This is a genomic window from Alphaproteobacteria bacterium (genome assembly GCA_035625915.1).
In the GTDB taxonomy this organism is placed as follows: Bacteria; Pseudomonadota; Alphaproteobacteria; order JACZXZ01; family JACZXZ01; genus DATDHA01.
The window spans coordinates 19,106-32,181 of record DASPOR010000069.1; the positions used below are offsets into that span (position 1 = coordinate 19,106).

Annotated in this window: 14 protein-coding genes; 4 read left to right on the top strand and 10 right to left on the bottom strand. The window is 59.3% G+C overall.

The window, feature by feature from the left end; all coding sequences use genetic code 11:
• Window positions 1-31: 31 nt before the first annotated feature.
• From VEJ16_06040 to VEJ16_06070, 7 genes are all read right to left on the bottom strand, one after another.
• Window positions 32-1,210 (bottom strand): putative sugar O-methyltransferase, encoded by a 1,179-nt coding sequence (locus VEJ16_06040; protein ID HYB09209.1) that lies wholly within the window; start codon window positions 1,208-1,210, stop codon window positions 32-34.
• Between the two features lie 36 nt (window positions 1,211-1,246).
• Complete coding sequence (locus VEJ16_06045; protein HYB09210.1) at window positions 1,247-1,948, bottom strand: ABC transporter ATP-binding protein; 702 nt, start codon at window positions 1,946-1,948, stop codon at window positions 1,247-1,249.
• On the bottom strand, window positions 1,948-2,703 hold the full coding sequence (locus VEJ16_06050; GenBank protein ID HYB09211.1) for an ABC transporter ATP-binding protein: 756 nt from the start codon (window positions 2,701-2,703) through the stop codon (window positions 1,948-1,950). The genes VEJ16_06045 and VEJ16_06050 overlap by 1 nt, the downstream gene beginning before the upstream one ends.
• Window positions 2,696-3,649: a branched-chain amino acid ABC transporter permease gene (locus VEJ16_06055; GenBank protein HYB09212.1), complete on the bottom strand. Its 954-nt coding sequence runs from the start codon at window positions 3,647-3,649 to the stop codon at window positions 2,696-2,698. Before VEJ16_06055 ends, VEJ16_06050 begins: the two co-directional genes overlap by 8 nt.
• Window positions 3,650-3,652: 3 nt before the next feature.
• A complete protein-coding gene (locus VEJ16_06060) occupies window positions 3,653-4,576 on the bottom strand; it encodes a branched-chain amino acid ABC transporter permease (GenBank protein ID HYB09213.1) in 924 nt (307 codons plus the stop codon).
• A 297-nt stretch (window positions 4,577-4,873) separates the two neighbouring features.
• Window positions 4,874-6,040 (bottom strand): ABC transporter substrate-binding protein, encoded by a 1,167-nt coding sequence (locus tag VEJ16_06065; GenBank protein ID HYB09214.1) that lies wholly within the window; start codon window positions 6,038-6,040, stop codon window positions 4,874-4,876.
• Window positions 6,041-6,151: 111 nt separating this feature from the next.
• Entirely contained in the window at window positions 6,152-7,201 is a 1,050-nt protein-coding gene (locus tag VEJ16_06070; protein ID HYB09215.1) for an LLM class flavin-dependent oxidoreductase, read from the bottom strand.
• Window positions 7,202-7,430: 229 nt separating this feature from the next.
• Between VEJ16_06070 and VEJ16_06075 the strand changes: the two genes are divergently transcribed.
• From VEJ16_06075 to VEJ16_06090, 4 genes are all read left to right on the top strand, one after another.
• On the top strand, window positions 7,431-7,652 hold the full coding sequence (locus tag VEJ16_06075; protein HYB09216.1) for a hypothetical protein: 222 nt from the start codon (window positions 7,431-7,433) through the stop codon (window positions 7,650-7,652).
• A 279-nt stretch (window positions 7,653-7,931) separates the two neighbouring features.
• A complete protein-coding gene (locus VEJ16_06080) occupies window positions 7,932-9,458 on the top strand; it encodes a radical SAM protein (GenBank protein ID HYB09217.1) in 1,527 nt (508 codons plus the stop codon).
• Between the two features lie 32 nt (window positions 9,459-9,490).
• Window positions 9,491-10,204 carry a nucleotidyltransferase family protein gene (locus VEJ16_06085; GenBank protein ID HYB09218.1) on the top strand — a complete coding sequence of 238 codons (714 nt, stop codon included), beginning with the start codon at window positions 9,491-9,493 and terminating at the stop codon, window positions 10,202-10,204.
• Between the two features lie 123 nt (window positions 10,205-10,327).
• The gene (locus tag VEJ16_06090; GenBank protein HYB09219.1) at window positions 10,328-10,807 is read left to right on the top strand and encodes an NUDIX domain-containing protein; all 480 of its coding nucleotides are present in this window, start codon (window positions 10,328-10,330) and stop codon (window positions 10,805-10,807) included.
• Between the two features lie 92 nt (window positions 10,808-10,899).
• On the opposite strand, the gene VEJ16_06095 is transcribed toward VEJ16_06090, so the two are convergent.
• The 3 genes from VEJ16_06095 to VEJ16_06105 form a co-directional block, all read right to left on the bottom strand.
• Window positions 10,900-11,655 carry an ABC transporter ATP-binding protein gene (locus tag VEJ16_06095; protein ID HYB09220.1) on the bottom strand — a complete coding sequence of 252 codons (756 nt, stop codon included), beginning with the start codon at window positions 11,653-11,655 and terminating at the stop codon, window positions 10,900-10,902.
• Between the two features lie 10 nt (window positions 11,656-11,665).
• A complete protein-coding gene (locus tag VEJ16_06100) occupies window positions 11,666-12,481 on the bottom strand; it encodes an ABC transporter permease (protein HYB09221.1) in 816 nt (271 codons plus the stop codon).
• Window positions 12,482-12,571: 90 nt separating this feature from the next.
• Window positions 12,572-13,076: hypothetical protein (locus tag VEJ16_06105; GenBank protein ID HYB09222.1), on the bottom strand; the 505-nt coding region annotated here is incomplete at its 5' end.

The following is a 13,076-nucleotide window of genomic DNA, read 5'->3' on the forward strand; positions in this document are numbered from 1 at the left end:
GGTTTGGATCCTCCCTGGATGTTCACGCGGGCTAGAGTCGCCCGGTTAGCCGCCATGCCCGACGGAGCAACCTTCTGATCGGCGGCCAATAACCAACTGGCGGTGCGAAGCAATCGAGAAACGCGAGGCTCCCGTTGGCCCACAAATCGGCCTTGCCTTCCGTCATCGCCGCAAGGCACGCATCGACCGATTGCCGGGCAAAGAAATGCCGCTGAACAATGGCCTTGCAATCGAGCATGCCAAAACGCCGATTGTCATGGTTCTGCTCGAAGAATAGGCCATTCGGTGCGATAAGCGACGCAATGCCCTCGCAGTATCGACCAATTTGCGGCGCCGACATCTCGGACATCGAAAGCGTGTTTATCGCGAGATCGAAATGCAGCCCGCTGTGCACCAGGGAATCGAAGAGGTAATTGGGCAGGAGGACGGCATTCGCGCGATCGATCAGCGCGCCAAGATCGTCGCCGGTCGCGACGGGGATCGGTTCATTCCTGGCAGCGAGCAGCAAATAAAGGCCGGAGAACAGAAGTGCTTCCGGCAAATCGCAGATCACGTAGATGGAATTGGGAAAGATTCCACGAAGTGCGGCCGCGAACCCCCCATAGCCGCCACCGATCTCAAGTATTCGTAACGGCGTTTCGCGTTTTCTAAGCCAGCCGATGACGCCTGCCTCGTATAGCACGTTGATGCGTTCCTGGTAGACATAGGTGTCGTGATTGACCACGACTCCGCCGCAATCCACGCCGATCTCGCCGAGCATGCGCGGCGGGCAAAAGACCAGGTCCTTCGGAAGGTGCCGCGTATGCCGTAGCCAAAATCTTCGCCAACGATCCGATTTCTTCGCGTAGGTCCTCACGCGCTCGTCTAGTTCCGCAGGAATCGACCTTACCGAGTCGAGCCCCTTCGCAGTGGATAACGCCATGAGGCTGTAACCTGAGAAGACCTGGGTCCAAAATCGAAGACGATTCAATACGTCGTATCCACCGTCGCGGACGTGACGATAAGCCTTCAGGAAATCGTTGTCGGCATCGGCGCGCCAATTCGCATCTGGCATGCAGAATCGGGAATCGAGACCATGGTCGAGGATGTAGGACTCCCGTTGTTCGACAATCCGGACAATCGCACGGCGCAGTTGGTCCGCGCGCTCGAAGTCGCGGCACCCGATATCGTTTCCGTCCGCCGCGAGCACAGGCATGCAGGACGCGCTCATGCCATGTCGACCCTCATGCTCATGAGTTGGAGCCCTTCATACGCCGAGATAACGATGCTGAAGCTCGATGGCGTTGCGCAGGTCATCGCTCGCACCCGACCAGACCACGCGTCCCTTCTCCAGGATGTAGTGGCGATCTGCCATGCGAGTGAGTGCATCCACATTCTTGTCGATGATCAGAATCGATTGGCCCGCAGATTTGAGCCGCGTGAGGACGCGCCATATTTCGGTGCGAACGAGCGGGGCAAGGCCCTCCGTCGCCTCATCGAGGATGAGGAGCCGCGGGTTCGTCATTAGCGCGCGTCCGATTGCAAGCATTTGCTGCTCACCGCCGGAAAGCAGAACGCCCATGCTTCCCAGTCGGGTACGGAGCGGGGGAAAGAGTTCGAGGACAGCGTCGAGCGTCCACGGCTCCGGCCTGCCGGTCCGATTTGCCGCCGTCGCCACAAGGTTCTCGCGCACCGTCAGATTGGGAAATATCTGACGCCCCTCGGGCACGAGGCCGAGGCCAAACCGCGCTGCACGAAACGCCGGCAATCCGTGAATTGGCTTACCGTCGAAAAAAATCTCACCGCCCTTGAGTCGCATCAGGCCCATGACCGACGCGATCGTCGTCGTCTTGCCCATCCCGTTGCGGCCGAGCAACGTCACGACTTCACCGTCATGTACATCGAAGGAAACGCCGAAAAGAACCTGACTCTCGCCGTAACTCGATGCAAGGGACACGACCTTGAGCATCACCCCACCTCATCGGCGCCAAGATAGGCTTGACGAACGTCGTGGTTGGCGCGAATGGCGTCGGGCTTGCCTGTTGCGATGACGCGGCCGTAGACGAGGACGGTGACGCAGTCCGCAAGTGCGAAGACGGCGTCCATGTCATGCTCGATGAGCACAATCGTCAGATCGCGTTTGAGCTTTGCAAGCAGGCGCACCATTTGTGCCGAGTCCTCCGGCCCCATGCCCGCCATCGGCTCGTCGAGCAGCAGCAAGCGCGGCCCGGTCGCAAGCGCCATGGCGATTTCGAGCGCCCGCTTCTCGCCATGGGAAAGAATGGCCGCCGGGTCTCCAGCCCGGGCCGCGAGACCTACACGCTCGAGGATCTCGCTCGCGGGGCCGAGAAGTGCCCGATCGATTCGCGCCGGGCGCCAAAAACGGAAGCTATGCCCGGCGTGTGCCTGGACAGCCAGGGCGATGTTTTCGAGTGCTGTAAATTCACGAAAGACACTCGTGATCTGGAACGAGCGCGCCAGCCCTCGGGCTGAACGCACGAAGGCAGGAAGCGACACGATATCCTCGCCCGAAAATCGTATCGCACCCGAGTCCGGCCTGATCTCACCGGCGAGTTGCGCGATGACGGTCGTCTTTCCGGCACCATTCGGCCCGATGATGGCGTGAAGTTCTCCTTCCGGAATCGAAAGAGAGACTTGGTCGGTCGCCAAGAGTCCGCCGAAACGCTTGGTGAGGCCGGCCACGGCGAGAAGCGGTTCACCCATGGCCTGTCTCCATTCGCGCACCTGCGGCAAGTCCAATGATGCCGCGCTTGGCGAACAATACGACGAACAGGAGAATAGGTCCCAAAACTGCCTGCCAATGCGCGGTCGCGCTCGAGAGTCCATGCTCGAGAACCAAATATGCGACGGCGCCGAGCACGGGGCCGAGCAGTGAACCCATCCCCCCAAGGATGACCATCACCATGATTTCGCCGGACCGCGTCCAATGCATGATCGAAGGGGAGACGAAGAGCGTGAGATTCGCCAGCAGCGCACCCGCGACACCGCACATCGCCCCCGAGATCACGAACGCAGTGAGTTGATAGCGAAAGGTCGGGAAACCGATCGCCGCCATGCGCCGAGCATTCGACTTGGCGCCCCGAATCACCATGCCGAAACGGGACTCGACAATGCGGTAGCCGATGAGGAGGAACAGCGTCAGGATAGCCAAGACAAGGAAATAGAGCGTGACCGGGTCGTCGAGATCGATGAGCTTTGCAAAACCGCTGTGCATTCGGATGTTCAAGCCGTCGTCGCCGCCATAGGTATTCACGCTGACGCTGAGGAAATAAATCATTTGGCTAAATGCGAGGGTGATCATGATGAAATAGACCCCGCTCGTTCGTAACGAGATGGCGCCTATCAGGAACGCCACCAAGGCGGACGCGCCAATTGCAAGGCCAAATTGCACGAACCCATCGTTAATGCCATAAAAGCTCAAAATGCCGACCGAATAGGCGCCGATGCCGAGGTAGGTCGCATGGCCAAAGCTCACCATCCCGCCGTAACCGAGGATGAGGTCGAGGCTGAGAGCCGCAATCGCGAAGATCATGATGCGTGTGAAGAGATCGACATAGAAGGGTTGGCCGAAAAAAGCTGAGGCCAGGGGAATGGCGGCGAGCAGGACAAGCCCAATCACGGTCGCGGTCGTTCTGCGAGCGAGTTTCATTTATTACCGTCCACGTGGCGGAAAAAGGCCCTGGGGCCGGAAGAAGAGCACAGTCGCCATCAAAATATAGATGAGCATTGATGCAAGCGCCGGCCCGGCATTGGCCGCGGTGGCAGTTGAGAGCACTGTCGCAAGGAGTGGGCGCAGAAATGCGCGCCCCAAGGTGTCGACCACGCCGACGAGAATGGATGCGACGAGCGCCCCTCGAATCGAACCGATTCCGCCAATGACAATGACGACGAACGCGAGAATCAAGACCCCATCGCCCATTCCCGATTCGACCGTGAAGATCGGCCCCGCCATCAGGCCCGAAAGTGCGGCGAGCGACGCACCGAGAGCGAAGACAAGGGTGTAAAGCAGCCTGATGTTAATGCCGAGTGCTGCGACCATCGCCCGGTTGGAAGCACCGGCCCGGATGAGCATGCCAACGCGCGTGTGGCTCACGAGATAATAGAGGAAAAAAGCGACAAGGAGGCCGACGGCGATGATTGCCAGGCGATAGGCCGGATAGGGAGCGCCTGGAAGGATTTCGACCTGACCCGCGAGAAAACCCGGCACTGCCGCGTAAAGCGCCGTTGGCCCCCAGAGGATTCGAACCATTTCATTGAAAAAGAGGATCAGCCCGAACGTGGCGAGAAGCTGATCGAGATGATCGCGGCCGTAGAGTGCACGAAATACCGCGACCTCGATAGCGACCCCAACGATGAGGGCGCCGAAAAGGGCAGCACCCACCGCAAGCACAAACGACCCCGTCGTCTGAAATACCCACGCGCACAAATAGGCCCCAATCATATAGAGCGAGCCATGGGCCAAGTTGATCAGATTCATGATCCCGAACACGAGCGTGAGTCCGGCCGCCATCAGAAACAGCATGACGCCGATCTGTAGGCCATTGAGCGCCTGTTCGAGGACAAGAAGCGGGTGCATTCGCGAATCGAGTTCCTTACCGCGGTTTATTGTGTGTCTGCCCACCCTTGCCGGCACGCCGCACGCAAACCCTGGCCGCCCGCGAAAGTGCGACACGAGGCGGAGGATTGCATATCCAAATCAACAGAAGATAGCGCGAAGCGGTGATGTCGGTTCCCCACCCCTCGCCTCGCACCGGGTGAGATCGGCGCAGCCACGCTCGCCCCCAGCCAACCACTCCCCATTTGGGAGAGCGGGAACCGCAACAAGCGCTCCGCAATTCGATAGCATTCGACATCGAACTTTGGTGCGCGCCCCTTACGGCATCTTGCACTCTTGGTAATAGGAGTCCTTATGATCGGTGAAGACCACGCTTTCAATCTTACGGACGAGGTTTCCGTCTGGGTCCTTCCCGATCTTGAAGAGATAGAAATTTTCGATCGGTATGTGATTGGTATTGTATTTGAACGGCCCCCGGACCGACGGAAAATCGGCCTTCTCCATCGCCGCGATCATTCCTTTCTTGTCCGATAGGTCGCCCTTCACGGCCTTCACGGCACTATCGATCAGGAAAATCGCGTCGAAGCTTTGTGCAGCGTAATATGACGGGTAATAGTTGTATTTTTTCCGGAATGCCGCGACAAATTCCTGACTGCGCTCATTCTTCAGATCGGGCGTCCAAAATCCGGCTTCGTAATTTCCCGCCGCGGCTTCACCCAGGGCCGGCAGCGTCGTCTCGTCCGCCGTGAAAACGGAATAGAGCGGAATCTTATCGCGCAGACCCGATTGGGCGTACTGTTTGATGAACTGAATGCCCATGCCGCCAGGATAAAAGACGAAGACCGCCTTCGGCTTGGCAGCACTTATCTGGCTGATTTCCGCCTGGTAGTCGGCCTGACCCATCTTGGTGTAGACCTCGTCGACGATCGTGCCCTTGTAGTAGCGCTTGAAGCCCGCGAGCATGTCCTTGCCCGCGGCGTAATTCGGCGCCATCAGGTAAATGTCTGACATCTTCTCGTCGTTCATGAACTTGCCCATCGCCTCCGGCGTCTCGTCGTTCTGCCAGGAGGTCGAGAAGAAATTCGGCGCGCACATTTCGCCCGCGACCTCGTGGGGGCCGGCATTGGCGCTGATCAGGATGGTCCCGGATTTGATGACCGGCTGATAGAGCGCGAGCAGGACATTCGACCAGATGATGCCCGTAATGAAATCGACGTTGTCCTTTTTGAGCATCTCTTCCGCGACTTCGCGGCCGACATCCGGTTTGAACTGATCGTCGCCATATATGATTTCGGCGGGTAGGCCGCCGACCTTGCCGCCGAGCATATCGAGCGCCAAATCGGCAGCGTCCTTCATATGTTTGCCGATGATGCCGGCCGGGCCGGACAGGGTCGTGATATATCCGATCTTGACCTTATCGGCGGCCAATGCGGGTGCGGCAAGGACGGAGAATGCCGAAATCGCCGCAATCAATCGCTTTCTCATATCGAGCCTCCCGGAATTTTTTCATTGGCCATGGCGCGCGATAGTACCTGACCTCCAGGGACCGGCAAACGGCTTTCGGGCGGCTTAGCGAGACCGAACATCGGCGTGCGATTACCGGAATGCGGGTAACACGGTTTCGACGAACTTCGCCATTTGGTCCTTGACGAGGCCGTGGGGCTTGTTGCCCACGTTGAAATAAAGAATGACCTCCTCGATCCCCGCCGCCTCGACGTTTTTTAGCGTTTCAACGATCTTCGCGGGCGGACCGAGCAGGATCGATTTGTCCCCCAGCGCTTCCTTGCGCATGCCGTCGAGAATTTCGACGATTCTCATGAAGTACTGCATCGTGGGCGGTGCCTTCGATGGGTCCTTCGGGAAGGCCGGCAGAACGCAATGCCTGAAATAGCTCATCAATGTCTCACGGCCATAGTCTTCCTCGGCCGGCGTGTCCGCGATGTGGATGAAATAACTGCACATGGCCTTCTTCGGCGCCGTGCCATGCTTTGCGCACGCCGCGCGATAGGCTTCGACCGCCATCGCAAGATCGCCGAAGGTCATCGCCGCGGCAAACGGTGCGAAGATGATGTTGAGGCCCTTCTTCGCGGCGATTTCCATGCTCGAGCGCGAGAAGCAGGCGATAAAGAACGGAATGGGGTTCTGAACCGGCCGCGGCGTGATCGCCATGTCTTTAATGTCGTAATATTTGCCCTTGTAGGACCAATGTCCCGGCTCGTTCCACGCTTTGAGCAGGACCTCGACCCCTTCCGTGAAGATCTCGATCGACTCCATGAAATTGGCGCCGAAGGGCTCGTACTCGCGCCTGTCATAGCCTCGGCCGGCTGCGAAATCGACGCGTCCGCCGCTGATCAAGTCGAGCGTCGCCCATTCTTCGGCGACATGGAGCGCGTGGTGGAGCGGAAGGACCGAAACGGCGGGCGCCAAACGCACGCGCTTGGTAAGCGGGACGATGCTCGCGAGGAGGGTGCCGGGTCGAGAATTGACCCCGAGCGAGTCGAAGTGATGCTCCCCGATCCAAACCGAATGCATGCCGAGCTGATCCGCATAGATTGCCTGGTCGCGGATATCGAGGATGAAGCGTTCGGCCGTCCTCGGATTGTTGGGATAGTGATTGTCGCTGAGCGTGAAATAACCGAAATCCATAGAAGTGCTCGAAAGGTAAGGAAGGTGGATGCAAATATCGCAACCGCGCCGACTTGTCGATGGAAAGGGTGCGGAGCCGGGCCGCATTCCCGGACGACCCGCGCCTGCCTCGATTGGCCAAGTTCCGCCTCTTTACCAAACGTCAAACCCTCATCGGTAAGTTCGCTGCCTAATGCGCGATAGCGCGCGAAAGCTCGCCGATCGGTGGCCCGGCTCGATGACCCGTGAAATGACCCGCTCTGCGCACCATTCATCCCCAATCGGTTGCGAGGAGGATTCCATCGATTGGCGGACCGCCCACGAGTGGTTGAGCCGCCTCGCCGCCATGCCAAATGTTGCGAATGCGGAAGACGCAGCGGATGAAATCATTTGCCGATTGCTCAGCCAGCTCGGCTATGCCGCCATTGCAAAAGCCTGGAGCCGCGTCCACAAGGACCCGGATACGCCCTGACGGCGTAATAGTGCCGCTCACAGCCTACTGGGCAATACCCGCATAACATTGCCGCGGGGGCCGATCTAACGTCTCGGCGCTCCGCGGGTCGATCCCGGCTTGGGTCCAAATCAAGAACACATTATCCTTTTGCTCTGGCGGCTTGGCCCCTGGAACGCTATACCCACGACCCAAGGGCCGGGGCTGTCCCCTGTCCGGCTCCAAAAGGCTCTGATGGCGGATCGAGCCACCCGCGTGGGTGAGACATTGGCCTGACAACCAGCTAGGATTGCGAACCTGATGACGAACTTCGATCTCGACCTTTTGCTGATCAACCCGAGCGGCCGGCAAGAAATATATCAGAAGCTCGGCGACGATCTAACGGCGGTCGAGCCGCCATTGTGGTGCCGCCTTATCGCAGGATATGTCCGAGACCGAGAATATTCCGTCGAGATCATCGACGCGGATGCGGAAGGCTTGGGACCCGAGACCGTTGCGGCCAAGGTCCAGGCTCGGCGGCCCCGTCTTGTGGGCATGGTTGTATTCGGCCATCAGCCTTCAGCATCGACCCAGCAAATGGCTGCCGCGGGTCCCGTCTGCCGTGCGATCAAAGGTGTCGCACCGGGTCAGAAGATCATCATCGTGGGCGGCCACGTCGCCGCGTTGCCAGAGCGCACGCTTCGCGAGGAAGCGGTGGATTTTGCCTGCAACGGCGAAGGGCCGGTCACGGTCGAGGAGCTTCTTGCGGTCTTGCGCGGGCCCGAACCGCACGATTTTTCCAAAGTCCAGGGTCTCGTGCATTGGAGTGGAGACGAAATTCGGAATAACCTTTCAGCTCCGCTCATCCGGGATCTCGACAAGGACCTGCACGGGAACGTGTGGGATCTCTTGCCGATGGCGAGGTACCGGGCGCACAACTGGCAATGCTTCGGCGATCTTGCGTCCCGACAGCCCTACGCGTCGATCTACACTTCGCTCGGCTGCCCCTATAAATGCACCTTCTGTTGCATCAACGCGCCGTTCGGCGCCAATCGCTATCGTATGCGCAGCCCGAAGGCGGTCGCCGCCGAGATAGACCACCTCCACAACAACTTCGGGATCAAGACCTATAAGATCATCGACGAGATGTTCGTCTTGAACGAGCGGCACGTCCTCGCCGTTTGCGACGAGCTTATCGCGCGAGACTACGATCTGAATATCTGGGCCTATGCCCGTGTCGACACGGTCAAACCGCACATGCTCGAGAAACTGAGAAAGGCAGGTGTGCGGTGGTTGGCACTCGGCATCGAGTCGGGCAGCGAGCATGTCCGTGACGGAGCCGAGAAATCCTTCTCCCAAGCCGAGATCGTCGGGATCGTGCGCCAGATTCAAGAGGCGGGCATCAACGTTATCGGCAATTTCATCTTCGGGCTGCCCGACGACGATCTCGAGACCATGCGGGAAACGCTCGAACTGGCTGTCGAACTCAATTGCGAATTTGCGAACTTCTATTCGGCCATGGCCTACCCCGGCTCCCAGCTCTATCGCATGGCCGTCGAGCAGGGCTGGGCGCTACCGGAGCGATGGACAGGCTTTTCCCAACATAGCTACGATTGCCTGCCGCTCCCGACTGAGAAGCTGGCCGCGGCCGAGGTGCTCAAATTCCGCGACGAGGCGTTTCACAGATACTTCGCGAACAAGCGCTATTTGGACATGATGACCCAGAAGTTCGGCTGGGATACGCGCACGCATATCGAGGATATGGCCCGGCAGAAGCTTCGACGCCGGATTGTCGAGGAGTGGGAGGCCGGTGCCAGCACCCGCCGCGCCGAGCAACCGGCGGCGTGAGTAGCGCGCAGCACTTCCCCAGACGAGATTGCTTGGCGTCGCTCGATGTGCTTGTCCTCGCAGGCGGTCTCGGCACGCGCATCCAATCGGTGCTGGGCGACACGCCAAAGGTTCTCGCACCCATCGCCGGCAGGCCGTATCTCGCCATACTTCTCGATTGGCTCCACCAATTCGGTGCCGCGCGCATCGTGCTGGGTCTCGGGCATCGGTCCGAGGCCGTCGGAAGCTACCTCGCATCGACGCGGTTCGAAGGCATCACGATCGAGACCGTGGTGGAACCGGCCCCCCTGGGGACGGCGGGTGCGGTGCGTTTTGCGCGCGCAAGGCTCACAACCGATCCTGTCATCGTGATGAACGGCGATAGTTTTACCGCTGCGAACCTTTGCGCGCTCGTCGAGCATCACGGCACCGCCAGTTCTGTTGGCACTCTTCTCTGTGCTGAGGTCGCCGATGCCGGGCGATATGGCCGCATTCTCGTGAACGCAACCGGGCGCATTGAAGAATTCATCGAAAAGGATCCCTCATACCACGGTACTGCGTTGATCAATGCAGGCGTCTATTGCCTTTCGGGGTCGCTCCTCGACGAGATCGCGGCGGGTGAAGCGAAATCCATCGAGCGCGACGTATTTGCCAGGATGCCGGCGGGATCGCTCGCGGCATTCGTGAGCGGCGGAGCCTTCATCGACATCGGCACGCCCGAATCGCTTGCTCGCGCCGCCGATGTTTTCGCACAATCGGTCGGCTAGTGTGCGCGTGGATGGCCGGGCCAAGCCCGGCCATGACGGGGATAAGAGACACCCGCGCATCCTTTTTTCGCCAAGCGCGGGCTTGACCCGGGCATCCACGCCTTTCAACGGCGGAATCTCAGGATGATCAACATCGAAACGATCACGGCCGAGCGCATTACCGGTCAGGGTGCGGCAGCGATACTCACGACCGAGGATGGCCGATATCTCATGCAGTTGCGCGACCGTATCGAGGGCATATGGTTTCCTGGTTTCTGGGGGCTCTTCGGCGGCGCGGTCGATGCGGGAGAATCGCCCGAGTCCACGCTCCGGCGTGAGCTCAAGGAGGAGCTGGAGTTGGCACCGACGGAAATTCGCTACTATTCGCAAATCGTTTTCGATTTGCAGGATGCGGGATGCCGTCGGCGATTTTTCTTCGAGGTCCCGATTCACACGAGCGAGCTGCAGCACCTCACCCTTCATGAAGGTCAGGAGATGCGTCTCTTTAGCGTTTCAGAACTCTTCTCGGAGGGGACGACCGACCGGCTCGTCCCGTACGACGCGTTTGGAATTCTGCTGCATCTCAATCGGCGCCTTGTGCATGAGTCGAGATTCCTCCCCTGACCCGCGGCACCGCTCTGGTGTGGCGAATCCGAAATTCACGACATTTGGGGGCGAGACCGGGGGCGAATTTCGGATTCAAAGCCGCACCAGCCTCATTGAGGTGCGCTTAGGGCCTCATATTGGCTGATCATCTGTTCGACCGGCCCGATTGCGCGCACCCGGCCGTGATGCAGGACGATCGCCTTGTTGCACCACTTTCGAATGACGTCGTTGGCGTGGGATGCCACGACGAGGATGCTGGCCCGGGTCATGAAGGCATTGAGCCGTTCTTGGGCGCGCTGGAAAAACGCGGCGTCGCCTGCACCGATCATTTCATCCATCAAGAGAATATCCGGATGGACACTGGTTGAGATTGCAAATCCCAGGCGCACCATCATGCCCGAGGAATAGGTGCGGAGCGGCATGTATAGATAATTGCCCAAATCGGAGAAGGCCGTAATGTCCTCGACAAGGGCCGCGATCTGACGTTCACGCAAGCCGAGCAACTTGCCCCGCAGGCGAATGTTTTCGAAGCCGGTCGCTTCCATATCCAATCCCACCATGACGTCGAAAAGAGGCACGCGGCGGCCCTCGACATGGATTAGGCCGAGCACCGGCTCGTATATCCCGGCAAGTACCCGAAGCAGTGTCGACTTTCCGGCACCGTTGTGTCCGACAAGCCCCACCCGGTCGCCGTCATGGAACTCGAGGTTTACGTCTTCAAGCGCGTTGATCTGGACATGCTTGCCCCGATCGCCGCTGATGCGGCCCCCGACCGTCAGCCGCAGCAGGTCCTTGCGCAGTGAGCGCTGCTTCACGTCGTAGATCGGGAAACTGACGGCAACATTTTCGAGCCGGAGTCGAGCCATCCTTCGCCTCCTACAACCAGTAGGGCACGCGGGCGCGGAAGCGCGAGAAAAACAGAACGGTAAAGCCCCAGCCGAACAGAATGAGAGCGAATGTGCATTCCCAATTCAAAAGCGTCGGCAGCTTTCCGGTGAGTGGGGCGCTGATCATCTCGACGACGTGCGTAAGCGGATTGAGATCGGCGATCAACTGGCGATCGCCAAGTTGATCGCGCCGCCAGATGATAGGCGTGACATAAAACAATATGTTTAGCACACTTATGACAATTTGGGGAATGTCACGGTAACGCGTCGAGATCATGCCGACGACGCAGGGCACCCATGTGATGCTGAGCATGGCGAGTGGAAAGGTAACGAGGACGAGGGCTGTATTGACGTTGACAGGCACCTGGTAAATCGCGACCACCACCACGTAGACGACGAAATTGTGCCCGAAAACGATGAGATTTCGCCAGATCGTCCAGAGCATATAAAGAAAGATCGGCTGACGGATTTGCCGAATGAGCCCCGCGGATGCAATGAACGCCATCGCACCCTCATTGATCATTCCCGTGATCAAGTACCAGGTCATGAAGCCAAGACAAAGATGTGGCACGAAATCGTGCGTCGATATGTTGAAGATCAAGCTCCACAGAAGGCCGATCGCGGTGATGTTGATTCCCATGGTCAAGGTGAGCCAGAAGGGCCCGATCGTGGAGCGGCGGTAACGTTGACGCACGTCGTGCCAACCGAGCGCGGTCCACAGTCGCCAATTCAGCGTAGCCTCGAAGATATCGCTGAGACCGAGTCTAAGATCGCGCGCGCGCGGAAGCATGAAGGGCAGGGTCACTTTCGCAGGATGTTACCGGCAGGACTGGCCTTTTACCGTCTCCGCAAACCCGATGCAAGCCGGCTTGCCTGCCCATGAGACACCGGGAGGCTATTCGCCGCAGCCTGTCCGGCCGACCGGCTCCAGCAGTTCGGAAATTGACGCCGCCGCTCGCAATCCAGAGGGGGTTTCACGCCTGAAGTAGACGGCCCCCAACACGCCACCTTGCGGCCAAGCGTCGATATTCCTCAAAAGGCGGGCTGACAGGAAGGGGCGTAATCGATTGAACAACCGCGCGGCCAGCCGTGGTTTCAGCAGGAAGAGCCGCTGTCGACGAGCATTGAATAACAGAGGCCCAATTCCCCGCGGCACGCTCAGGAAACGACTGCCGGCGAAGTAGATGTCGCGGCCATCGCGGCCCGCCTTGACCAGGCACAACGCGTGACGAGGAATCGTTTCGTCGTCCGAACGAATACGATCCGGCGCCTCGACAAGTCTTCGATGAAACCTTGCCACCTCGTGCGAGGGCTCGTTACGTGCCGCGAGGTCGAAGTGTGCCGCCGCCTCGCGCGAGCGATCGAGTGCTACAAGCGCTCTACCCAGGTCGTAGTGGGCC

What these genes read in the sequence shown, in the direction of transcription:
- VEJ16_06040 (HYB09209.1), bottom strand. Translation starts at nt 1,210, where the DNA reads ATGAGCGCGTCCTGCATGCCTGTGCTCGCGGCGGACGGAAACGATATC.
- VEJ16_06045 (HYB09210.1), bottom strand. Translation starts at nt 1,948, where the DNA reads ATGCTCAAGGTCGTGTCCCTTGCATCGAGTTACGGCGAGAGTCAGGTT.
- VEJ16_06050 (HYB09211.1), bottom strand. Translation starts at nt 2,703, where the DNA reads ATGGGTGAACCGCTTCTCGCCGTGGCCGGCCTCACCAAGCGTTTCGGC.
- VEJ16_06055 (HYB09212.1), bottom strand. Translation starts at nt 3,649, where the DNA reads ATGAAACTCGCTCGCAGAACGACCGCGACCGTGATTGGGCTTGTCCTG.
- VEJ16_06060 (HYB09213.1), bottom strand. Translation starts at nt 4,576, where the DNA reads ATGCACCCGCTTCTTGTCCTCGAACAGGCGCTCAATGGCCTACAGATC.
- VEJ16_06065 (HYB09214.1), bottom strand. Translation starts at nt 6,040, where the DNA reads ATGAGAAAGCGATTGATTGCGGCGATTTCGGCATTCTCCGTCCTTGCC.
- VEJ16_06070 (HYB09215.1), bottom strand. Translation starts at nt 7,201, where the DNA reads ATGGATTTCGGTTATTTCACGCTCAGCGACAATCACTATCCCAACAAT.
- VEJ16_06075 (HYB09216.1), top strand. Translation starts at nt 7,431, where the DNA reads ATGACCCGCTCTGCGCACCATTCATCCCCAATCGGTTGCGAGGAGGAT.
- VEJ16_06080 (HYB09217.1), top strand. Translation starts at nt 7,932, where the DNA reads ATGACGAACTTCGATCTCGACCTTTTGCTGATCAACCCGAGCGGCCGG.
- VEJ16_06090 (HYB09219.1), top strand. Translation starts at nt 10,328, where the DNA reads ATGATCAACATCGAAACGATCACGGCCGAGCGCATTACCGGTCAGGGT.
- VEJ16_06095 (HYB09220.1), bottom strand. Translation starts at nt 11,655, where the DNA reads ATGGCTCGACTCCGGCTCGAAAATGTTGCCGTCAGTTTCCCGATCTAC.